The sequence below is a fragment of the Levilactobacillus sp. FUA 3915 genome (assembly GCF_044053135.1).
Lineage (GTDB): Bacteria > Bacillota > Bacilli > Lactobacillales > Lactobacillaceae > Levilactobacillus > Levilactobacillus lanxiensis.
Genome location: NZ_CP168704.1, coordinates 1,934,436 through 1,956,248 on the forward strand (window position 1 = coordinate 1,934,436; position 21,813 = coordinate 1,956,248).

Annotated in this window: 21 protein-coding genes; 11 read left to right on the forward strand and 10 right to left on the reverse strand. The window is 51.8% G+C overall.

Translation table 11 applies throughout. From position 1 onward, the window contains the following. Nucleotides 1–83 precede the first annotated feature (83 nt). Complete coding sequence (locus ACEPST_RS08960; protein WP_204121851.1) at nt 84–1,130, forward strand: lactonase family protein; 1,047 nt, start codon at nt 84–86, stop codon at nt 1,128–1,130. 675 nt (nt 1,131–1,805) lie between these two features. Here the strand turns inward: ACEPST_RS08960 and ACEPST_RS08965 are convergent. The 3 genes from ACEPST_RS08965 to ACEPST_RS08975 are packed head-to-tail and all read right to left on the reverse strand — an operon-like array spanning nt 1,806 to nt 5,769. Continuing rightward, entirely contained in the window at nt 1,806–2,720 is a 915-nt protein-coding gene (locus ACEPST_RS08965; protein ID WP_204121852.1) for a sce7725 family protein, read from the reverse strand. Further along, nucleotides 2,717–3,409, reverse strand: coding sequence for a hypothetical protein (locus ACEPST_RS08970; RefSeq protein ID WP_203643082.1), 693 nt, complete (start codon nt 3,407–3,409; stop codon nt 2,717–2,719). The genes ACEPST_RS08965 and ACEPST_RS08970 overlap by 4 nt, the downstream gene beginning before the upstream one ends. Beyond that, the gene (locus tag ACEPST_RS08975) at nt 3,406–5,769 is read right to left on the reverse strand and encodes an ATP-dependent DNA helicase (RefSeq protein WP_204121853.1); all 2,364 of its coding nucleotides are present in this window, start codon (nt 5,767–5,769) and stop codon (nt 3,406–3,408) included. Before ACEPST_RS08975 ends, ACEPST_RS08970 begins: the two co-directional genes overlap by 4 nt. Before the next feature lie 242 nt (nt 5,770–6,011). On the opposite strand from ACEPST_RS08975, the gene ACEPST_RS08980 reads away from it, so the two are divergent. From ACEPST_RS08980 to ACEPST_RS08990, 3 genes are all read left to right on the forward strand, one after another. Further along, a complete protein-coding gene (locus tag ACEPST_RS08980) occupies nt 6,012–6,242 on the forward strand; it encodes an HPr family phosphocarrier protein (RefSeq protein ID WP_395425066.1) in 231 nt (76 codons plus the stop codon). A 974-nt stretch (nt 6,243–7,216) separates the two neighbouring features. Continuing rightward, complete coding sequence (locus ACEPST_RS08985) at nt 7,217–7,420, forward strand: hypothetical protein (protein WP_203637778.1); 204 nt, start codon at nt 7,217–7,219, stop codon at nt 7,418–7,420. A gap of 140 nt (nt 7,421–7,560) precedes the next feature. After that, entirely contained in the window at nt 7,561–8,166 is a 606-nt protein-coding gene (locus ACEPST_RS08990; protein ID WP_395425067.1) for a transposase, read from the forward strand. Here ACEPST_RS08990 and ACEPST_RS08995 read toward each other — a convergent pair. Then, nucleotides 8,139–9,218, reverse strand: a complete 1,080-nt coding sequence (locus tag ACEPST_RS08995; RefSeq protein ID WP_395390477.1) for an IS30 family transposase — start codon at nt 9,216–9,218, stop codon at nt 8,139–8,141. The genes ACEPST_RS08990 and ACEPST_RS08995 overlap by 28 nt on opposite strands. Nucleotides 9,219–9,428: 210 nt before the next feature. Here ACEPST_RS08995 and ACEPST_RS09000 point away from each other — a divergent pair, with 210 nt between their 5' ends. Beyond that, complete coding sequence (locus ACEPST_RS09000) at nt 9,429–10,325, forward strand: IS3 family transposase (RefSeq protein ID WP_395390462.1); 897 nt, start codon at nt 9,429–9,431, stop codon at nt 10,323–10,325. Between the two features lie 75 nt (nt 10,326–10,400). Here ACEPST_RS09000 and ACEPST_RS09005 read toward each other — a convergent pair whose 3' ends face one another. Further along, nucleotides 10,401–10,751, reverse strand: coding sequence for a hypothetical protein (locus ACEPST_RS09005; protein WP_125763341.1), 351 nt, complete (start codon nt 10,749–10,751; stop codon nt 10,401–10,403). A gap of 286 nt (nt 10,752–11,037) precedes the next feature. On the opposite strand from ACEPST_RS09005, the gene ACEPST_RS09010 reads away from it, so the two are divergent. The 5 genes from ACEPST_RS09010 to ACEPST_RS09030 all read left to right on the forward strand — a co-directional run bounded on the left by ACEPST_RS09010 (nt 11,038) and on the right by ACEPST_RS09030 (nt 15,600). Continuing rightward, nucleotides 11,038–11,934, forward strand: a complete 897-nt coding sequence (locus ACEPST_RS09010; protein WP_395390662.1) for a phosphate ABC transporter substrate-binding protein PstS family protein — start codon at nt 11,038–11,040, stop codon at nt 11,932–11,934. Between the two features lie 180 nt (nt 11,935–12,114). After that, nucleotides 12,115–12,969, forward strand: a complete 855-nt coding sequence (pstC, locus tag ACEPST_RS09015; protein WP_204122123.1) for a phosphate ABC transporter permease subunit PstC — start codon at nt 12,115–12,117, stop codon at nt 12,967–12,969. Then, nucleotides 12,959–13,846, forward strand: a complete 888-nt coding sequence (gene pstA, locus ACEPST_RS09020) for a phosphate ABC transporter permease PstA (protein ID WP_125763335.1) — start codon at nt 12,959–12,961, stop codon at nt 13,844–13,846. Before pstC ends, pstA begins: the two co-directional genes overlap by 11 nt. A 12-nt stretch (nt 13,847–13,858) precedes the next feature. After that, a complete protein-coding gene (gene pstB, locus ACEPST_RS09025) occupies nt 13,859–14,662 on the forward strand; it encodes a phosphate ABC transporter ATP-binding protein PstB (RefSeq protein WP_203643068.1) in 804 nt (267 codons plus the stop codon). A 110-nt stretch (nt 14,663–14,772) separates the two neighbouring features. Continuing rightward, entirely contained in the window at nt 14,773–15,600 is an 828-nt protein-coding gene (locus ACEPST_RS09030) for a hypothetical protein (RefSeq protein WP_204122097.1), read from the forward strand. 149 nt (nt 15,601–15,749) lie between these two features. Here ACEPST_RS09030 and ACEPST_RS09035 read toward each other — a convergent pair whose 3' ends face one another. The 5 genes from ACEPST_RS09035 to ACEPST_RS09055 all read right to left on the reverse strand — a co-directional run bounded on the left by ACEPST_RS09035 (nt 15,750) and on the right by ACEPST_RS09055 (nt 20,486). Further along, nucleotides 15,750–16,820 (reverse strand): ABC transporter substrate-binding protein, encoded by a 1,071-nt coding sequence (locus ACEPST_RS09035; RefSeq protein ID WP_204122098.1) that lies wholly within the window; start codon nt 16,818–16,820, stop codon nt 15,750–15,752. After that, nucleotides 16,817–17,620, reverse strand: a complete 804-nt coding sequence (locus tag ACEPST_RS09040) for an ABC transporter permease (protein WP_204122099.1) — start codon at nt 17,618–17,620, stop codon at nt 16,817–16,819. The genes ACEPST_RS09035 and ACEPST_RS09040 overlap by 4 nt, the downstream gene beginning before the upstream one ends. Next, complete coding sequence (locus ACEPST_RS09045) at nt 17,617–18,432, reverse strand: ABC transporter permease (protein ID WP_236000695.1); 816 nt, start codon at nt 18,430–18,432, stop codon at nt 17,617–17,619. Before ACEPST_RS09045 ends, ACEPST_RS09040 begins: the two co-directional genes overlap by 4 nt. Next, the gene (locus tag ACEPST_RS09050; protein WP_204122100.1) at nt 18,419–19,528 is read right to left on the reverse strand and encodes an ABC transporter ATP-binding protein; all 1,110 of its coding nucleotides are present in this window, start codon (nt 19,526–19,528) and stop codon (nt 18,419–18,421) included. The genes ACEPST_RS09045 and ACEPST_RS09050 overlap by 14 nt, the downstream gene beginning before the upstream one ends. 211 nt (nt 19,529–19,739) lie before the next feature. Then, nucleotides 19,740–20,486 (reverse strand): alpha/beta hydrolase, encoded by a 747-nt coding sequence (locus ACEPST_RS09055; RefSeq protein WP_204122101.1) that lies wholly within the window; start codon nt 20,484–20,486, stop codon nt 19,740–19,742. Between the two features lie 248 nt (nt 20,487–20,734). Here ACEPST_RS09055 and ACEPST_RS09060 point away from each other — a divergent pair, with 248 nt between their 5' ends. Further along, nucleotides 20,735–21,724, forward strand: coding sequence for a nucleoid-associated protein (locus ACEPST_RS09060; protein ID WP_204122102.1), 990 nt, complete (start codon nt 20,735–20,737; stop codon nt 21,722–21,724). The last annotated feature ends 89 nt before the right edge of the window (nt 21,725–21,813 follow it).

Below are 21,813 nucleotides of genomic sequence, written 5' to 3' on the forward strand. Positions count from 1 at the left end.
AGGTAAAATGACTTCACCGGCCTTTGTCTGCCAGCTGTGCTATACTTAAGAGTGATATTGGCAAGTTGAAAGGGGCAGCACACATGACGGAAGATTTTTACATTGGAACTTATACCAAGCGCATTAGTCGTGGGATTTACCGGGTAACCGTAGACACCGCAGCGCCTAAGTTAATGGACTGCGAATGGTTAGCATCAGCTGGGAGCCCGACTTACATCGCAAAGGCTGCAGCTAAGCGCCTGTACGTCATCAACAAAAAAGAAACGGATGGCACGACCCACGGTGGGTTGATCATCTATGATGTATCTGAAGAAAAGCCACGGGCCATTCAACAGGTCTTGGAATTGGGTGCCTCACCAGCCTATGTATCAGTTGATGAAGCTCGGCAGTTGGTCTACACGGCCAATTACCATACGGCTGCTGTGACGGTCTACGCCATCGCCGCTGACGGGACGTTGAAGGAAACGGATAGAGTCGTTGACCAAGATCCCGTTGGTCCAGCGCCCGAACAAGCTGACGGTCCTCATCCGCATTTCGCTGACCTGACGCCGGATAACCGCTTAGTCGTTTGTGACTTAGGGTCCGACAAGGTTTACGTGTACGACGTTTCTGATGATGGCAAATTATCTCCCGTCAGTCAACTCGACATGCCAGCCGGCTACGGCCCACGGCACATCGTCTTCGATGACAAAAAGGGTGTCGCTTACCTCGTTGGCGAATTAAGCAGCAACGTGGCCACGTTAAGCTACGACGCTGCCACCGGCAAATTGGCTGTGAAGAGTATCATCTCCACGATTCCAGCCGACTGGACCACGCACAACGGTGCCGCAGCCATTCGCATGAGCCAGGACGGACGGTTCATTTACGTCTCAAACCGGGGGAACAACTCCCTGGCCGTCTTCGCCACCGCTGATGATGGCACGCTGGCGTTGGTTCAACGGATTTCCACGGAAGGTGACTTCCCACGGGACTTCAACTGGACGTCAGACCAAAGCTTACTGTTGGTCGTTAACCAAAATTCCGACAACGCTTCGTTATTCAGTCGCGATGCCGAGAGTGGTAAGTTAACGTTGGCCCAAAAGGACTTCATGGTCCCAGAAGGTGTCAGCGTCTTACCAGCTAAATTCTAAATAACTAAACGAATAGCGCTTGGGAAATTTTTCCCAGGCGCTATTTTTTATGGGCTAAATTTTTGTGCCGCCGGACTGGTGAAAATTGAGCCGGGACGCGGTTCTGGTCGTTCCCGGCGGCGGGCTCAAAGCGCCCTGCTGTGGGGTCGGTTCCAGCCGAAGGACGGGCTTCCACCTCAACTTTGAGCCTGAAAGGCGGTCTCAAAGGTTGACCCGTGGACTAAGTAGCGGAAAATTACGCTACTTAGTCCATCGACACAGCTGGTCACTTTGGCCCGCCTCTGGTCACTGACATTGCGCAGCGTGGCTAATTTTCACCAGTCCTGCGGCTAACAGCAGTTGTCCCACGCAAACTAGCGTCGTGGTAAGGATGTGATTTGTTGTGAGAAATTTTCGCTAGCATAAGGAGATGTTAACTGTTCGTAATCTGGCCTGATTTCGCAAATCAAGAATGAAGCGACCAGTGGAGTGACCAGAGGCGGATCAACCTGGACAGCTGTGTCGGTGGTCTTAACTGAGTGATTTTCTCAGTTTAGAGCACGGGACGACCTGGGAACCTCGCGAACTTTAGCGAGGTTTCAAGGCGAGGTGGAGGACCGCTCCACAGGCCGGAACCGTTCCCCACAGCAGATCAGGTTGAATCCGCCGCCGAGAACGAAGGACATGCACAAAACCTCATTCTGGATAATGTGCTTTAAAGTAAGCGGCCATCGTCTGTAGATGGTGCTCCAGGCTGAGCCGCTTCACCACGCCCAGTCCGGGGAAATGTTGCGACGTATGGCAGTCCGCCAGGGCCAGAGCCGCCGGTGTTTGGACATCCGGGTGGTCTGGCAACCAGGCGGCTAGTTTCGCGACGGCCTGGAAAAACTTCTCCTTGGGATGGCGGAAGTCTTCGCGGTCATCGGAAACGAAGCGGTGGATGCGGAGCTGGTCGCCGCGAAAGTAGGTGAGGTGCAGGGTGACGGCACGAGCTGGATAGCCGTGCTCGCTGTAGTGCGCGCCACCAATCGTGTAGTCACTGACGCCGTGATAGCCGTCGCGGGTGGCGAGCACCCAGTCGTCACTGAAGAAGCCGTCGGTGATATCGGCATAACTGCGCTCGTGCTCTGGTAGCCAGGCGTGGTCAAAAAGACTGACGGTGGGCCGGGTGATGAGCTGGCGAATCCGCGCTTCGGGTGGCACTAGCAGGTAACTCGGGTCGTTGAGCCAGCCAGCATGTTGGGCGGCAACCAGTTCATCGTATTGGCGACCGACCAACAACGTCCGGTGTTCCGCGGCTGGCTGGAGACTAGCGGGGATGATAGTGGGCGTCAGAATGTGGCCGACAATCAATTGCGGATTGTCCGCGTAGGGCCGCCAGTCGTGGAGCTTTTGTTGGGTCAAGGCATAGTCGCTGACGGTTGGATTGGCAATCACCACTAGTGGTTGGTCGTGTTCGACGAAGGCGGCCACGGTTTGGGGCAGGGCCCGGATGTCCCGGACGGGTTCGATAATCGGAATAATGTTAGGTGGCAGAATGTGTTGTTGGGCAATGTTTTTCAGGGCCAAAAGGTCGTACTGTCGCCCCCGAAAATAAGGAAAATAAATCATGGCCGCTGCTCCTTTAACTGTTGTTGGAGGTCGTGGCGTTCCAGGTTCAGCGCATCGATTTCACTTTGAAGGGCCGTGACCGCCGTCGATTGGGTGTCCTCGATGAACTGATCATAGAAGTTGGCGTCCGGATCGTAGATATCATAGTGTTGATGGCGTTTCTTCAATTCCTGATAGAGCCGGTCGGTAGAATACTGCTTGAGACCGGTCGCCATCTGTTTGGCCTTGCCGACCTCCCGTGCTTGCGAGGCGATGAAGCGGGTCGTGAGCTCCGAGGCAGGCACTTGCAGGTCCTGATGGCGGGGTGGCCGGGCAACGGTCAGGTACCCTGGGGTGCTAGGCGCTTCGGTCGCGGTCGCCAGCATTTCCGCATCGAAGGGCCGGTAAATCAGGACGCCAATGCGGGGTGGAATCTCGTCTTGAACCGTTTGGTAGAGCTTGAGCGGTAGGACGAAGTAGTTGTAGTGGCCGACGAAGGAGAGCTTGGCCTTCGAGTGAAAATCACTCTTGGTGACCTTCAGCTCGTAGCAGCGCCACTCGATGGATTTGTCGGGCATTTCCTGGTAGCTCAGGGTGTCCACAATCCCAGCGTCGTCGGGCATGGTGACCTCTTCGACCGCAAACGCGCCGGCTTCTCGGCAGTACGCGTAGAGGGTCGCTTCCATTTCTAAAGTGAGTTTGGTTTTCATTGGGGCACCTCCTGATGCCAGAAATTTTCAATCGCGGGACTGAGTTGTTCGGGCCGATAAATTCGGCGGAAATGTTGCCAGTGCCGTGGGTACAGATTGGTGTAGCGGGGGCTGGCGAACCGTTGATCCATCAGTAAAATAATCCCCACGTCCTTCGACCCACGAATCAGACGACCGGCCGCCTGGAACACGTTGTTCAGGCCGGGCAGCTGGTAGGCGTAGGCAAAGCCACGATGGGAACGCTCGTCAAAGTAGTCGCGCAACAGGTTGGTCTCCGGGTTAAGTCCGGGCAGGCCCACGCTAACGATGCCGACGCCAATCAAACGGTCGGCCTTCAAGTCGATGCCTTCGGAGAAAATGCCACCGAGCAGGGCAAAGCCGACTAGCGTTTCACTGGGATTTGCCGTGAAACTGGCGAGGAAGGCCGTCCGGTTGGCCTCGGCCATTTGGGACTCCTGGCAGACGGTTTTGACGTGCGGGTAGGCCAGATGAAAGGCCTGGCTGACGTCGAGCAGATAACTATAGGAAGGCAAAAAAATCAGGTAGTTGCCGGTCTTGCCGTCAATCAAATTTTTAATCGCCAGTAAGATGTTGGCCAGATTGGCATTGCGCTGTTTGTAAGTCGTTTGAATGTAGGTCGTGACCAGAATCTCTTGGTGCGCGGGTTCAAACGGGGAGTCGAGCTGATACGCCAGACTGTCCTGGTCGCCGCCCAACACGTTTTGGTAGTAGTCCATGGGCGACAGGGTGGCCGAGAAGAGCACGGCACCGTGGCCCAGTGCGAGGCTGTCGGCGAGAAAGGCGCTGGGGTCCAGGCACAACTCCTTGAGCATGATGTTGCCGTTATCCAGCTCAAGGCGCATGCGGTAGGTGTCGTCGTAGTACTCGCCGATGCGTTGGTAGCTGATGGCGGCGAAGTAGTAGTCGAGGATGGCCTGGGTGAAGGGCGTCTGTGGCTGGTCGACCAACCAGTCGTGAATGGCTTCTACCAAGCGGCTGAGGTCGTGGTCAAAATTTTCCGGCGGCATCAAAAAGGTGCTGTCGGTCTGACCGTCGTCAATCAACGGTTGCGCAATGTCACTGAAGGTGGCGCGCAGGTCTTGGAGCCGGCGTCGTAGCTTGGGCGTGGCTTGTGCCAGGTCCCGACTGGTTTCAATCAAGCGGTCCAGCGGCTGGCTATTGATTTCCGCCGAGTACATATCGCGGGACCGACTGACCAGGTTGTGGGCTTCGTCGATCAGGAAAAAGTTATCGGGGTCCTCAGTCGCAAAGAAGCGTTGGAGGTGGACTTGTGGGTCGAAGAGGTAGTTATAATCGCCGATGATGATATCACAAAAGAGGCTCGCGTCCAGCTGAAATTCAAACGGGTCCAGCGTGTGTTTGCGCGCATATCCTTCGATGACCGGGCGGGTGAGCTGATCATTGTGTTGAATGAGGTCCAGCAAGGCCGGCTTTAACCGGTCGTAATAGCCCAGCATATAAGGGTTCTCGTCGGGCTGAAGGTCGGCTTCCTCTGGAAATTTGATCTTATCCTTGGCCGTCAGGGTGATGCTCTTGAGCTTCAGTCCCTGACTGGCCATCAGGTCGACGGCTTCCTCGGCCACCCGCCGCGTGCTCTGCTTGGCGGTGAGGTAGAAGATGCGTTGAATCACGCCCTCGCCAATCGCCTTGATGGTGGGAAACAGCGTGGAGATGGTCTTCCCGGTCCCAGTTGGGGCCTCCGCGAAGAGGCGTTTGCTGGTGAGAATGGTCTTGTAGACGGCCACGGCGAGTTCGCGTTGGCCCGGCCGATACTGGCCAAATGGGAAGGTCAGCGACTGAATGGTGGGGTCCCGCCGCTCACGCAGGTCCGAACGGAATTTGAGCCAGGTAATGTATTCCGTGATGACCTGTTCAAAGAAGGCTGCGGCCTCTTCACGCGTGATGATTTGGTCCGTTTGGGTCGTCGTTTCCGTGTTGGTCTGAAAGTAGGTCAGGGTCAACGTGACCTGATCTAAATCAGATTCTTTTTCCATTAAAAGGTAGGCATAAATTTTTACCTGGGCCCAGTAGAGGGTTAGGGTGTTGTCGCTCAGCTGATCAAAGACGGTTTCAGACGTCTTGATTTCCTCGATGCTGGCGGCGTCTTCAGTCAGGGTAACCCCGTCGGCCCGGCCGTGAAGCAGGTAGCCGTCGCCGTTTAGGGTCAATTCTTTATCGAGGTAGTATTCCTTTTGATAATTTTCACCGCGTTGTTTCTGTAGACGACGGTGGATCTGTGCGCCCAGTAAGGCCGTGTTCTGGCTGCCGGAAGTGGCACTGAGGTCGCCGGTACGGAGCGTGAACTCCACTAATTCCCGGACGCCAAGTTTGGTGGTCATGCCGCCATCGCCTCCATTTCTGGCAATATCATACCACACTTTGCCCCGGGTTTGAACGCGTGTTCGGAAAGTCATGGACCAAAACGCCATGTGATTTTTTCTAGAGCAGCGGCTGTAAGAAGGGTTCGGTCAGTGACTTTGTGAAAATTGGTAAAAGGTATTGGCAAAGCTAATGTAATCGCTTACAATTAATTCAGAGGTGATTACAGATGAAAACAATCGGATTCCCATTATACCAAGAAATGCCTGCAACTGACGAAAGTGTCGCGCTCCAGAAAATTTGTCAGCGTTACACAGGAACGGCCACGATTCGGGTGCGCAACACGGACCTGAATCCCAAACGAGCCCAGGAGGTCGCGGAGCTTTCAAAACATGGGGGTGACTTTGTGCAGGTGGTGACGGATGGTCCAGACGAGGCCCAATTAGCCGCCGCCATTCATCAGCAATTAGCCAAAGACAAGTATTGTTATTAAGCTGATCGTTGTCAGTGCCTTACCGGGCGGCGAAAATAACATGGAACGCTGGGGCGGACGGCCGAAGCCAAAGAGCGGTCTTCGCCCTCGCTTTGAGCCGTAGGGCACGTCTCAAAGACGCCAATGCCCTAAGCAGCCAAGAATGCTACTAAGGGCATTCCCACGGCTGAAGTTATTTTCGCCGCCCTCACGACTTACACGGTGGTTGTGAGAACCAGTTGTGTTGCCAATTGCTTCGCGACAGTTGTCAGATTTGTTCCCGACGGCGGGCTCAAGAGTCCCTGCTGTGGGGCCGCTTCCAGCCTGAGAGGCGGTCTTCCAGCTCGCCTTTAAGTCTGGAAAGGCACCAGTCTCAAAGGGCGTCCCATGGTCTAAACTGAGAAAGTTCACTCAGTTAAGACCATCGACACGGCTGGGACTCTTGGCTCGCCTCTGGTCACTTACATTGGCGAGTTCATTTCTATGCCTGGTAGCTGACAATGATTGGTATTTAAAATTAAACTTTTTTGCCCCATGGCTTATTCGGTAGCCATGGGGTTTATTTGTTATTAGCAATCGAGGTGGAAGATAGTTAAGAGGACAAACGACAAGGGCCGGCCACAGGCGGTCAAGTTGGGGCTGGGCTGGTGTCAGTCACAGGGATGGTAAAAATGGCTGCTAGTATCAGTGACCAGAGGTGGGCCAAACTGACCAGCTGTGTCGGTGGTCTTGGCTGAGAGCCTTCCAGCCTAGAGCACGGGACGACCTTGGAAACTCGCGGACTTCAGCGAGGTTTCAAGGCGAGGCCCCAGACCGCTTCTTAGGCTGGAGCCGTTCCCCACAGCAGGGCAGTTTGAGCCCACCGCCGGGAACGACAGACGTGCACCAGTTTTTACCAGCCCGGAGGCGACAACAAAGACCAGCCGAAGAGACTTGACGTGGCTGGGGGGATTGGCTAAGCTCGTCTTAAAGACACTAGACAAGGAGGACCTCCCGTGAACGAAGAACAAGTCGAACGGCTCTGCCAGATTGCCCCCAAGTACGGGCTAACTCTTGAGCATCAAGGACTGACCATCACCAAGGTCAATGACCAAGCAACGACACTGGATACGACCGCCTACATGCCCGATCAGTTTGTTGATCTACTGGCCAAAATCATTGCGACCAACATGAAGGCTGACCTCTGGCAGTGGAAGTAGAAAGCAAAATAAAAACACCTCACGAATTTTTTTCGTGGGGTGTTTTTGCTATAGTCCCCTTAAGGTTGACAGATGAAAAACTATAATTCATCTGTTAACTTTAAGGGGATTTTTCTATGCCTAGGACAAGATTTACAGCTATGGAGAAACTGGATATTTTGACTGGTCTATCACAGACCAAGTTGAACAGAAGCAAATACCTTGAGCAATATGGTATTTATGGCTCTACTATTCGTTTGTGGCGAGAACTTTACAAGCGTGATGGCCTCGACGGCCTAGAAGAACGCCATATCTGGACACGTTATAGTGCAAAGACCAAGCAGCAAGCCGTGGAAGCCTATCTAAATGGTAAAGGTAGTTTAGTTGAAATCAGCAATCGTTTTGGATTGAGAAGCGACAAGCAACTTCGCGACTGGATTAAGAAATTCCAGTATAATGGGACCAATAAATCATTGATGGCTACCCCGTCAAGAAGGCAGGTCCGCATTATGAGTCGTAAAACAACATTCGAAGAACGAATTAAAATTGTGGAGTATGTCACAGCTGGAAAGCATTCGTACTCCCAGGCATCCGAACACTTCAACGTCTCTTACCAACAGGTAAGAGCCTGGGTTCTCAAGTCCAAAGATGGTGGGTACACAGCATTAAAGGATGGCCGTGGACGTACTAAACCAGTTGAAGAAATGACTGAAGTTGAACGTTTAAAACTCCCCAATTGTCAAATCAAGTGCAACACAGGACAGTAAGGCGTAAGCATAACAGGATGCATGTTCTTGAAGACCTGTGTTTTGAAGACCTGGGCGGCGCTAGCATAGCCCAGGGATTTACGTAATCGATGGTTAAGTGCGTTTTGAATGGCTTGGATCGTTGGTAGATCAAAGTTCTTGAGAGAGATGCCCTTCGGAATGTACTCACGGATGAGACCGTTGAGATTCTCATTAGACCCTCGTTCAGAGGGCGTATAAGGATGAGCGAAGTAAACTTTGGTTCCTTGGACCTGATCTAGCTCGGCAAACTCACTGCCATTGTCAAATGTGATTGACTGGAAGTTCTTAGGACCATAGGCCGTAATGACCCCTTGAAGTGCCTGGCGGCAAGTGTCAGCGTGGTAGTCAGGAATCTTAACGATGATTTCAAAACGACTGACACGCTCGGTCAATGTCATCAGTGCGGGTTCGCTAGTAACCCGCTTGCCCTTAACTAGATCTCCTTCCCAGTCGCCCACCAAGATACGTTGGTCGACGATAGCTGGGCGCTCATCGATTGAGCTGCCCAATATCTTCTTATTCTTTCGGGAGCGAGCTCGACGAGTGCTCTTTACTCGACGACGTAGTTTGACTGGTAAATCAGCGTTACACAGATTCAGATAGCCTAAATCAATGTATCGATAAACAGTAGGTGTCGATGGGCAAGGCTTGTCAGGGTAAAGCTGATGGAATCGGTGGACGAAGCTATCGACACTATCGACTCTAATCTTCGTTTTAAGCGCTTCGACTAATAGCTTGAAGAAGAGCCAGCAACGCTTTAGCAAGCCCTTAGAATGACATTTAAGGCGGTCTTTTTCATAGACAGCCTGTCCTGCTTCAGCAAAATATTGATAGTATGGCAGATAGTCGGAGTTAAGCTGGCGAACCGTGCCACGCTTGATTTCGCGTGAGATAGTACTGGGATTTCGATGAAGATTACGAGCAATTTGGCGAACAGATTGGTGGTCCTTCAAGAACGCTTCAATTTGGCCACGCTCTTCGGCAGAGAGTTGTTGGTAAGTAATGGTAGTGGTATGATTTGACTGGGTCATGGAGATACCTCTTTCTTTTTGGTTTGGTCGCTTAAAAGTATAGGTCTCCATGGCCTATTTGTTTACCCTCAATGTCTTAAGGGGTGTTGCACTTCAATTTTAAATCGGGCAACGTTTAAAACTAGAGAATCGTCAACTAAAGGCCCAGCTCAAAGAACAGGAGGTAATGGAGCTCTTCGCAAAAAAAATCCGGGAACTACAGAACAAGGAGTGAACGCCCAACATAAATTAATATTCCAGACAATCCAGGAACTCAGTCCACAGATTCATGGCGCCCAAACCATTATTCTTCGCAAAGTGGGTCTATCTCGCCAAGCATTTAATCAATGGCTTCATCGTGAAGAAACCCCTTGGGAGCAACAAGAAGCGCAGCTTAAGCAAAAGATACTCATGTACTTCAATGCACATCGTCAGAGAATCGGCGCAGGAAAATTGAAGATTTATCTAGATCATGATTCAGATCTTGATTTTTACGTCTCGCTTAAGCGCGTTAAGCGGATTATGACTCTCCTGCATCTCAAGTGTCAAAGCAGACTGAAGAAACACCATCGAGTAAAACAAGCCGAACAAGAAATACGAGACAACGTATTAAATCAACGGTTTAATATGGCAGATAATCCAAATGAAGTGTGGTTGTCGGACGCCACCGAAGTTCGTTACGGTATCAATGGCGAGTACAAGGCTCGTTTGTGTGGTGTACTAGATCTATATGGCAGATATCTTTTATCCTACAATCTGAGTGTTACTGAGACCAGTGACGCAATGGTTGAAGTCTTTGAGCGAGCCTTTAGCAAAGCTGGAGAAGTTCATCCAATGGTTCATACCGATCGTGGTTCGGCTTACACTTCCAAAGATTTTAATAATCTAATGACCGAACACAAAGTCGTTCGGAGCATGTCCCGACCGGGAACGCCTTATGACAATGCCCCAATGGAACGTTGGTGGAATGAATTCAAGTTAAACTGGCTAGACAGCCACCCAATGCCTAAAACCAAGGAGGAGCTAATTAAGCTTATTGAGGAAGGTATTCACTACTTCAACTATATTGACCGTACAGCACAAAGAAACGGCTCCACCGCGGTTGAGTACCGCGGTGAAGCCGCTTAAACACATCTACAAAAATTATAGTATTTCATCCGTCAACTTGACAGGGACTAGTACATTTGTGTTTCAGTCAAAATCTTATTCTTCTTCCCAGCGGTCGAACTCGTTGGTGTGACTGCTAAGGTAAGCCATCGCTTCTTTAGCCAAGGCGTCGCTAGCAGCGGTAAAGTCGTGACTGGTGTCTTCGTCGTCAGCATCGGCTTCGTCACGGAGAAAGCCCGCAGCGAGGTCCAGGTACTTGGTCCGTCGACCGACACCGTTGTCTTTAAATAGGTTGTCTAATTCTGAAAGATCATTCTTTGCGGCAGCTGCTACCTTTTCAGCCAAGTCGGGTTGTTTCCCTAACTTGTTGGCAGCGTAGTCCATCAAAAAGTCGTTCATATCAACGATGATGGCGTGCCGTGCGGCTTTTGCATTTTTATTTGCCACTTCTGGTCACCTCTTACCTTTAATTCTAGCCATTCTCTTGATATTACGCAATTAATCACCCGTAATTAGTTGATTAATCGTGTTTGGGGGTTAAGTATCTCGATATAAACGAATTTATAGAGATTTCGGCAACATTTACCGAAAATTTACACGATTGCGACGAAAAACATAAATTCACCACGTAGAATTGGCCTTGTAAGTTAAGGGGAGGCACCACGAAACATTTGCGACTTAGCTTACGTTGTGGTGGTTCTACTATATCTTAAAAAGACATGGAGTGACAGAGATGAATAAGGGAACAAAGTTAGCGATGGGGATTGCAACAATCAGTTTACTATTAGTGGGCTGTGGTAAGGCAACCAGTTCGACTAGCAGCAAGAGCAGCAGTAGTAGTGAAGCACTTTCTGGCAAGGTCACGGCTGTGGGGTCAACCGCCTTACAACCATTGGCTGCCAAGGCCGGCGCCAACTTCCAAGCTAAGAACAGCAAGGTTAACTTGACCGTTCAAGGTGGGGGTTCCGGGACTGGGTTAAGCCAAGTGCAAGCTGGGGCCGTTTCAATTGGGAACTCAGATATCTTCGCTGAAGAAAAAGAAGGTATCAAGGCAGACAAATTGACTGACCACAAGGTTGCTGTTGTTGGGATGGCACCCGTTGTGAACAAGGATGCCGGCATCAAGAACTTAAAGATGGCGCAAGTAAAACAAATCTTTACCGGTAAGATTACCAACTGGAAAGAAGTTGGCGGTAAAGACCAAAAGATCGTCATCATCAACCGTGCGCAAGGTGGTGGGACGCGAGCAACCTTTGAAAATGCTGTCCTCAAGGGCGCAACCGCTGTGAAGTCACAAGAACAAGACTCTAACGGTGCCGTTCAAAAGATTGTTGCCACGACGCCTGGTGCTATTAGCTACTTGGCCTTCTCATACTTCACGAACAAGTTACAAGCTGTTTCCATTGACAACGTTACGCCAACGGACAACAACGTTGAAAGCAACAAGTGGAAGATTTGGTCCTACGAACACATGTACACGAAGGGCACGCCTGACAAAGCCGTTGCTGCCTTCCTGAAGTACATGGATTCTAAAACTGTTCAAGACAGTCTGGTTAAAGACATGGGCTACATCAGTATCCATGATATGAAAGTTACTAAGGACGCTAAGGGGACTGTGACCCAGAACTAAGCGCCACGAACAAATTGTCGTAGTCACATGGGTGGAGGTGCGGTCGCAGCACCTTCACTTTTTTTAAGGGGGAGTCAACAGATGGAGCAAACAAATTTTCAACTTAAGAAACAGAAATCGCAGTCCAACGACTGGTCAGCGCGCTTGCATCACGCCACGCGGGCCACACGTGAGGACTGGATGGGTAAAGGGATTAGCTACCTCTGTATCGGGGTCATCATCTTGGTGGTGGCGTCAATGCTCTGGTTCATCACGTCTAAAGGGGTCGCCACGTTTACCCAGAACCATGTTAGCCTGACCAAGTTCTTATTCGGGACCGACTGGGCGCCTGATCAAGGCCATATTGGGGCATTACCCATGATTGTTGGGTCGTTCGCAGTGACCTTTGCCGCCGCGATTGTGGCCACACCCTTTGCTGTTGGGACGGCCATCTTCATGACCGAAATCTCACCAAACAAGGGCCGAAAGCTCTTACAACCCGTGATTGAATTACTGGTTGGAATTCCTTCCGTTGTGTACGGGTTCATTGGCCTGGCCGTGGTGGTGCCATTCATGCGCCACGTGGTCGGTGGTTCCGGATTCGGGATTATCTCGGCCACCTTCGTGCTGTTTGTCATGGTTCTGCCAACGATTACGTCCATGACGGTCGATAGCTTACGGGCAGTGCCCCGGCACTTCAAGGAAGCTTCCTTGGCGTTGGGTGCAACGCGTTGGCAAACGGTGTCACGGGTAATCCTGCGTTCAGCGACGCCTGGAATCTTAACGGCCGTGATCTTTGGGATGGCCCGGGCTTTCGGGGAAGCCTTAGCCGTTCAAATGGTTATCGGGAACGCGGCAATTATGCCTAAGAACTTAATTTCACCCGCTTCAACATTAACCAGTCAACTAACCACTGGTATCGGGGATACGATTGATGGGACGCTGCCAAACAATGCCTTATGGTCCTTGGCTTTGATCCTGTTACTGATGTCATTATTCTTCAACGCACTCGTGCGGGTCATTGCTAAGAGGGGGCAACTGAAACATGAACGCTAAACGAACTGATTTTTTGGCGACGGTCGTGATTAATCTAATCGTGGCGACGGTCGTGGGTATCTTGGTCTTCTTACTGGCTTACATCCTGATTTCAGGACTGCCGCACGTGAGCTGGTCATTCCTGACGGGGACGACGGATGCCTTTAGTGGTGCTGGCGGAATTGGTGTTCAGCTGTTTAACTCCTTCTATCTGTTGATTCTGACCATGTTAATTTCCGTCCCCATTTCGTTGGGTGCTGGGATCTACTTGGCAGAATATGCCAAGGACAACTGGCGGACGAGTTTAATTCGTTCGGCGATTGAAGTCCTGAGCTCACTGCCTTCCGTGGTCGTGGGGCTGTTCGGCTTCTTACTGTTCGTGGTGAAATTTAAAATCGGCTTTTCTGTTATTTCTGGGGCCATCGCGCTGACGTTCTTCAACCTCCCGTTATTAACGCGGAACATTGAAGAATCATTGAGTGCCGTGTCCCGGAGTCAACGGGAAGCGGGCCTGTCATTAGGTTTATCCAAATGGAAAACGGAAATTGGCATTATTTTGCCAGTGGCCTTACCAGGAATCGTGACCGGGATTGTGTTGAGTGCTGGGCGGGTCTTCGGGGAAGCCGCTGCCTTGATCTACACGGCCGGTCAAAGTGCCCCTGTGACCAACTTCGGTGACTGGAATCCCATGGATCCAGCCAGTCCGTTGAATCCTTTCCGGCCAGCGGAAACGTTGGCGGTTCACATCTGGAAGGTGAACACGGAAGGGCTAGCCAACAATGCAGCCCAACTGTCCGCGGCAGCTTCAGCTGTGTTGATCATTGCCGTTCTGTTATTCAACTTGGGTGCCCGGTTACTGGGGAACTTCCTGTACCGGCGCGTCACGGCTAGCAAATAGGGGGGAGCAACCATGTTAAAACAATATTCATTTGAAGAAACTGCGGTGCAAACCTTTGATGAGAAGACATCGCTAGCCATGAAGACCGAGAACCTGCAAGTCTTCTATGGCGCCAACCATGCCATGCATGACGCCGACCTGGCCTTTCCGAAGAACCAGATCACCGCGTTGATTGGCGCCTCTGGTTCTGGGAAGTCCACGTATCTGCGGTCATTGAATCGCATGAACGATGGGATTGCCACGGTGACCGGGAAAATTTGGTACCACAACGTGGATATCAATGAACCGACCGTAAACATTTACGAGATTCGCCGGCACATCGGGATGGTCTTCCAACGGCCTAACCCCTTTGCCAAGTCGATTCGGGAAAATATTGTGTATGCGTTGCGGGCCAATGGCCTGAAGAATAAGGCAGAATTGGAAGAACGGGTGGAGAAGAGCCTGCGGGGCGCCGCACTCTGGGATGAAGTTAAGGACAGTCTGGATAAGAGTGCCCTGTCCCTCTCCGGTGGGCAACAACAACGGTTATGTATTGCTCGTTCGATTGCCATGGAACCCGACGTGCTCCTGCTCGATGAACCTTGTAGCGCGCTGGATCCTATCTCGACGGTGAAGGTGGAAGAAACGCTGTTGGAATTACAGAAAAAGTATTCCATCATCATCGTGACCCATAACATGCAACAGGCCGCGCGGGTCAGCAGCCAATGTGCCTTTTTCCACCTCGGTCACGTGATGGAGTACACGCCGACCGGGACCATGTTTAGCAATCCGCAAATTCCAGTGACCCAAGATTATATCGCTGGGAGTTTCGGTTAAAGAAGTTCGTGAGTGGGTGCGGAGACGCCCATTCACGAGCTTTTTTACTGCCGTCTTTTCCCAGGTTGGCGTATAATAAGTGCAAACCTTATTTTGGGAGGATGTTCAAGTTGATTAAAGGTAAATGGATTGTGGCGGGGCTAATCGCTGCTGGCATGTGTGGGGTCGGTACCTTACCGGCGCAGGCCAGTACGCAGTATTTAGGCGTGACCACGCATAAATTTTTAAAGACGCAACGAAAGATTGTGACCAAGAATTCGGTGAAGAAGGGGACCATTACGATTCCTAAGGGCACCGTGGTCCAGATTCAAGCTATCAGTGCTAGCAATGGCAAGACCTGGGTCGGCCTCAACATCAATCAATTGAGCTATAACATTCGCAAGTCTTACAAGCTGTCGCCAACCATGACGGAATCAATTCCGGCGACAACCAGGAATTTTAAACACGTGTCAGTACCAAAGTACCTTGGTTTCTACGCAACCCAGAAGACCTATCCGGACGGGGCTTTGCGGAACTACAAGGCCGATGGCAACCTGTACAAGGGCACGAAATACCCTAAGAATGATACCAAGGCCAAAATGGCGCGGGTCCACGTGACGCCGAATGGCTACCTGGAATACTACAAGAGCAGTCCCTTCAGGGTGGACGGCGTGGATAAAAAGCCCACGACTTCCGTGAAGATCACCAAGACTTCAAAGTCTAAGAGTACGCTGACCCTCTATTCCAAAGGGGCCGTGCCTAAGACAATCGGGAGCAAGGTCAGCAAGAAGGGCAATTACCGCTACAAGGTAACGATTAAGCGGCTCAACCAGTTCTATGGGACGATGTTCTACAATGCCAAGTCTAAGAACGTCCTGAACTCGGTCGAAATCGCTGCGGGGTACAAGGTGGGCAAGACCCAATACTTCTTAAGCGAATCAACGATTTACCCAGGATAAAATAGTGAATTCTATATAAGCTACATCAAAAAACTACGACTATCTGTAAGCGTACAGATAATCGTAGTTTTTTCGAATCATTAGCAAAGTTAATCTCAGCCAGTAAGTTGTCAGAAGCCGCAGGTGACGATGCCCGCAGACAGGACAACCTAGTGGTGCATTTTAAATTCTAGATAGCGGTCGTTGTAGAGCTCGACCTTAGTTGGCGACAAGTCGCGGTAGACCTGTAAGTGGTCGATGGTGGCCTGCGCGGGATAGAACTGGCGGTCATCGCGCACCGACTTGGGCAGGAGCGCCTTGGCTTTGCGGTTTGGCGTGGCGTAGCCAATGTATTCCGCGTTTTGGGCCGCATTTTTCGGCTGGCTCATGAAGTTGAGGAAGGCGTAGATGGCGTTGGTATGCTGGGCCGTCTTGGGGATGACTAGGTTGTCAAACCACAGATTACTGCCCTCACTCGGCACAACGTAGTGCAGGTGCTGATTGTTGGCCAGCATTTCCGCCGCCTCACCAGACCAGTCGACGGCCAGTGGCGCCTCGTTTTGCGTCATGTACATCTTGATTTCATCCGCCACAATGGCCTTCACGTTGGGCGCCAGCTGATTGAGCTTGTGCTCGGCCGCCAGCAACGTTGCCGGGTCCGTGGTATTCATCGACTTGTGCAGCGTCACGAGGGACATCCCCATGATATCGCGGGCCGAATCGATCAGCATGATCTTGTCGCGAAACTTCGGGGACCACAAGTCCTGCCAGTGCTGGACCTGACTGGCCTTGACGAATTTATCATTGTAAATAATGCCCAGCGTACCCCAGAAGTAGGGCATGGAGTAGCGATTGCCGCGGTCAAACGACTGGTTGAGGAACTGTGAATCGTAGTTCTGCCAACCGGTCAGCCGACTCTGATCCAACGGCTTCAAGAGGTGGGCGCGCTTCATCTTAGCGACCATGTATTCACTCGGCACGGCCAGGTCGTAGTGGGTGCCCCCCTGATTAATCTTGGTATACATGGCTTCGTTGCTGTCGAAGGTCTCGACGTTCACGTGGTAGCCGGTTTCCTTTTGAAATTTGGTCAGCAGGCTGGGGTCGATGTAGTCGCCCCAATTGTACAGGTTCAGCACCTTATCACCGGTGCTCCCACTGGACCGTTCCAGGCGATTGCTGGTATAGCCCAGCAGACCGCAAATGGCGAGCAGGCCCACGACCATGGTCACTAAACGTTTCATGAGACCACCTCCCGCTTACGGTGCTTGCGTTTCTGGCTGGCCTGTTGAATCCAGTAGTAGCCGCCAACCAGCAACAGAGAAAAGAGGAACATGACGCCGGACAGCGCGTTGATTTCGAGGTTGATGCCTTGGCGGGCCCGCGAGTAAATTTCCACGGACAGCGTCGAAAAGCCGTTGCCGGTGACGAAGAAGGTCACGGCAAAGTCATCTAGCGAGTAGGTGAGCGCCATGAAGAAACCGGCGAAGATTCCCGGTGAAATGAAGGGAATGATGACCCGCGACAGTAATTGCCGGGTCGTGGCGCCGAGGTCTTGGGCGGCGTCCAGCATGGATGTGGACATTTCCCGTAACCGGGGCAGCACCATCAGGACCACGATGGGAATCTCAAAGGCGATGTGGCTCATCAGTACGGAGCCGAAGCCCAGGGGAATCTTGAGCATCGTGAAGAAAATCAGGAAGCTGGCCCCGATGATGACGTCGGGCGAGACCATCAGAACGTTGTTTAGCGTTAGCAGGGATTCGCGGGTCACCCGTTTGGTCGTGCGGTTAATACTGAGCGCGCCCAGGGTGCCGATGAAGGTGGCAATCAGCGAGGACAGCAGGGCCACTAGCAGCGTGTTGGCCACAATCGCCAGCATGCGGGCGTCACTGAACAGCGTTTGGTAGTGGCGCCAGGTGAAGCCGTGGTAGTTGGTCATGGTATCGCCCTGGCTGAAGGAGTAGACGATGAGAAACAGGATGGGCGCGTACAAAATGATGAAGATCAGGACTAAGTAGGTGTTGGCTAAATGGCGTTTCATCGGGGCGTCCCTCCCTTCGGTTTCTGGTCGCCGGTCAGGGTCATCACGATGATCATGGCGACGATTAAGACGACACCAATCGTGGAGCCCATGCCCCAGTTCATGGTCGTCAGGAAGTGTTCTTCAATCGCGGTCCCCAGCGTGATGACCTTGTTGCCGCCAATCAGGCGCGTCAACATGAAGAGGGAGAGTGAGGGGATGAACACGGCCTGGACGCCGGCCTTTACGCCAGGCAGGGTTAACGGGAAAATCACCCGGTGAAAGGTCTGCCAGGCGCTGGCCCCGAGGTCCTTACTGGCATTGATGAACGCCGGATTGAGGTCGTCGAGGGCGTTAAAAATTGGCAGGATCATAAACGGAATCTGAATGTAGGTCGCCACGAAAATAAAGCTGGCGTTGGTAAACAGAATCTGCTGCGGGCCGATGCCAATGAACGTTAAGAACTGATTGGCGAGGCCAGCCTGACTGAAGATGCCGATGAAGGCGTAGGCCTTGAGCAGGATGTTGATCCAGGTCGGCAGAATCACTAGTAGAAGCCAGAACTGGCGGTGTTTTAATTGATGGAGAAAATAAGCCGTGGGGTAACTAATGAGCACCGTGAACAGCGTGATCAAGAAGGCGTACCAGACGGAGTTGAGGGTCATCTTGAGATAAGTGGCCGACTGAAAATAAGTGCCGTAGTTGGCCACCGTGAAGTGGTGACCGAGGTCGAAGAAGGATTGATAAATGATCAAGGCGACCGGGGCAATCACGAAGAGCGCGAGCCACAGGCCGTAGGGGATGAAGTACAGCCACGTTTTACGGTTCGTCATGGGACTCATCCTCCGTTTCGTAGGTCTCGAGGCGCGCGTCGAATTCGGCTTCCTTTTCCCCGAACCGCATGACGTGGAGGTCCTGCGGGCGGAAGGTGATGCCGACACTCTCGCCATCCTCGGCGGGGTTGACGGAGTGAATCAGCCAGTCATTGCCCAGACTGTCGGTGGCGGCGATTTCGTAGTAGTCGCCCCGGAACAGCTGGGTGTCGATGGTCACGGTCAGCTTGGCATTGGCCGGGTCGGTCAGCGTGAGGTCCTCGGGCCGAATTACAATTTCCACGGCCTCGTTGACCGGGATTCCGGCGTCGGCACATTCAAATTGGTGCCCCCCGAAGGCCACCTGGAAGTCGGCAATCATTTTACCGGGCAAGATATTGCTTTCCCCGATGAAGTCGGCGACGAAATGGTTGATGGGTTCGTCATAAATATCGACGGGGGAGCCACTCTGCAGGACCTCGCCCTGACTCATGACGAAGATCTCATCGCTCATGGCGAGGGCTTCTTCCTGGTCGTGGGTCACGAATAAAAAGGTGATGCCGAGCCGTTGCTGCAGGTCGCGCAGTTCGTATTGCATTTGCCGCCGGAGCTTGGCGTCCAGGGCGGACAGGGGTTCGTCCAGCAACAGGACTTGCGGTTCCATCACGATGGCGCGGGCAATGGCGATTCGCTGTTGTTGGCCACCGGAGAGCGCACTGATCTCCCGGTCGCCGTAATCGGCCAGTTGGACCAGTTTCAAGGCTTGGGCGACGCGGTCGGCAATTTCTGGTTTGGGGCGTTTTTTCAGGGTCAACCCGAAGGCCACGTTTTCCGCCACGGTCATGTGGGGGAAGAGCGCGTAGTCTTGGAAGACCGTGTTGACGTTGCGTTTGTTGGCGGGAACGTCGTTGATGCGGTCGCCCGCAAACAAGACATCGCCGTCAGTGGCATCGGTAAAGCCGGCAATCGTCCGGAGAATCGTGGTTTTACCGCAGCCTGACGGGCCAAGCAGGGTATAGAATTTTCCGGGCTCCAGTGTCAAATTGATATTTTTTAAAATGGTATGGGTCCCGTAACGTTTGGTGACATTGCGCAAGGTAATAATCGGTTGCGTCATCAGGCTACCTCCTCTATGGTTAGAATTTTTTAGAGTAAAAACTGGTGTAACCTAACTGATTATAGCGGGTTTTTCGGGAAAAGGGAACGAAAAAAGAAGCAGGTCGGCCATGATAATTAGGGGAGGTAATCAACGACCAGCTAGCCGGTGAATTCTCTGAAAAATGGCCACTAAAAAACGCGTCCAGTCGCTGACTGCGCGCGTTCGATGATTAAGCTTGAATAAAGTCTGTGGCTAACTGCAGGACCGTTTCACGGGCGTCACCGTCTAGCCGATGGCTGGCGCCGGGGATGAGGTGCAGGGTGCTGTCTTGGTAAACGTTGTCGTACCGTTCGGAAGCGCGGTGGGCCACAATTTGGTCGGCGTCGCCGTGAATCAGGCAGACGGGACCGGCGAAGGCCTGCGCGGTCTCATAGATGGGGAGTAGTTGAGCCGTGCGGAGGTAAAAGCCGCCCAGCGTCATACCGTTGTCCATGGGCTGTTGCGCGGGGATGTGGTGCGGATCGTAAACCAAGCCACGGGTGCGCCCAGCAATGGCATCGTCCTTCAACGTCGCGGCGGGCGCCATCAGCACTAATTTGTGAATCACATCGGGATAATAGCCAGCTAGCATGCTAGCGACCACGCCACCCTGGGAGTGACCCAACAGGTCGATTCGTTGTGGCTTGAGCCGCGTCTGCACGGCAGTCAACACGGCCTGCGCGTCGGCGATTTCGTTGAGAACGGTCATGTTGGCGAAGTCGCCATCGCTGTGTCCCAGACCGTTAAAGTCGAAACGCACGGTGCTCACACCAATTGCCCGCAGGCGTTGGGCCAGCTGAACCAGTAGGGCCGTGGGCGTGTACCCGCGGTCGCTCGTGAATCCGTGCATGAGAATGGCAACCGTGCCATTGGGCTGCGGTGCTGGCTCGTAAATACCTGCTAAAGTTAACCCGTCACGCGTGACATTAAATTCCATCTTGAAGACCTCCATTTTCATCCTGCTTACCTCTCTAGGATAGTCGGAAATCTCGCAATTTGCGAAACTTTTTTTAAACCGAATTTTGTTTTCATCAGTATATGCTTGCTTAGTCACTTGGTTGAGACGGCATAAGAGTGGCTGGTGGCGATAGCTTTCGTAGTCAACACTAGATATAATGAGATTAGCTGGTTTTTACCAGCAACTAAACCGTCTTTTAATACCGGTATGCAGAGTGAGGAAAAGTAATGCGAATTCTAAATGTGATTGACCATATCTTGGATAAGGACGCCGGCAACGTTATTTTGTCGCAAAAAGAGATTGCTAAGGATAACCTTGAAATTGCCAAGTACGTTGAAAAAGTGATTGAGAAATTTGAAAAAAGTGAATATGTAGAGTTGGCGCTATCACGGATTCCGATGCTCGAACAGTTCTGGAATGGGCGTGACGATTTTCAAAAACTGACGGAAAAATTTGCGTTGGATTATTTTGACAGTATCAAGGTCAATGAAAAAATTCCCGGTGGCGACTTGTTATTCTTTAACGTCGAACTCGAGGACTTGAGCCAAATGATTGGGATTGCCAAGTTGGATTACACCCAGCGCTATATCCATAACGTTGAGTATGACGAGGATGTTATGGTTAACAACATCGTTCAAAACAAGAGTATCCTGCCATCGCCTAGTCAGGGGGTCAAGAACATGTTCCTGATGGATGGCGATAAAGTTCAGTTACGTGAACAGCAGTACGCGGGTGCTAGTGGTAAGTGGCTGATGTCGCGGGATTTTCTTAACGTTGCGGCGGTTCCCGCCAAAGTTTCGAACAACGTTAAGCAGATCAAAAAGTCGATTCAAAAAATTTCGGAACAGTACGATGACGGGGATGACTTCACCATCACGTCCAAGACGCAACAGGCGATTCACGACAGTATCGAGACGGATGGCGTCATCGATAATGATTATATCGCCGACGTGGTGTTTGACCAGAAAGAAGAAGCTAAAGCAGAATTTAAGGACCAACTGGCCAAAAAGGCGATTGAACCAGTCGTTACCGTGCCCAACGCGGATTATTTTGAAAAGAAATATGAGCGCCAAAAGATCAAGTTAGATAATGGGATTGAAATCAACGTGCCGATTAGCTTGTTGAAGAACCGGGATGCGATTGAATTTGAAACGAATCCGGATGGCAGTACTTCAGTGGTGATTAAGAATATTGGGAGTTTGAAGAGTCAGTTTTAGGTGCGTGAGTAAGATGGATTTTGATAAGTAACTGTTCGGCCGTCAGTTGCTTGATGGCTTAATTATTTTAAAAAGAAAGCGGGGAAGTG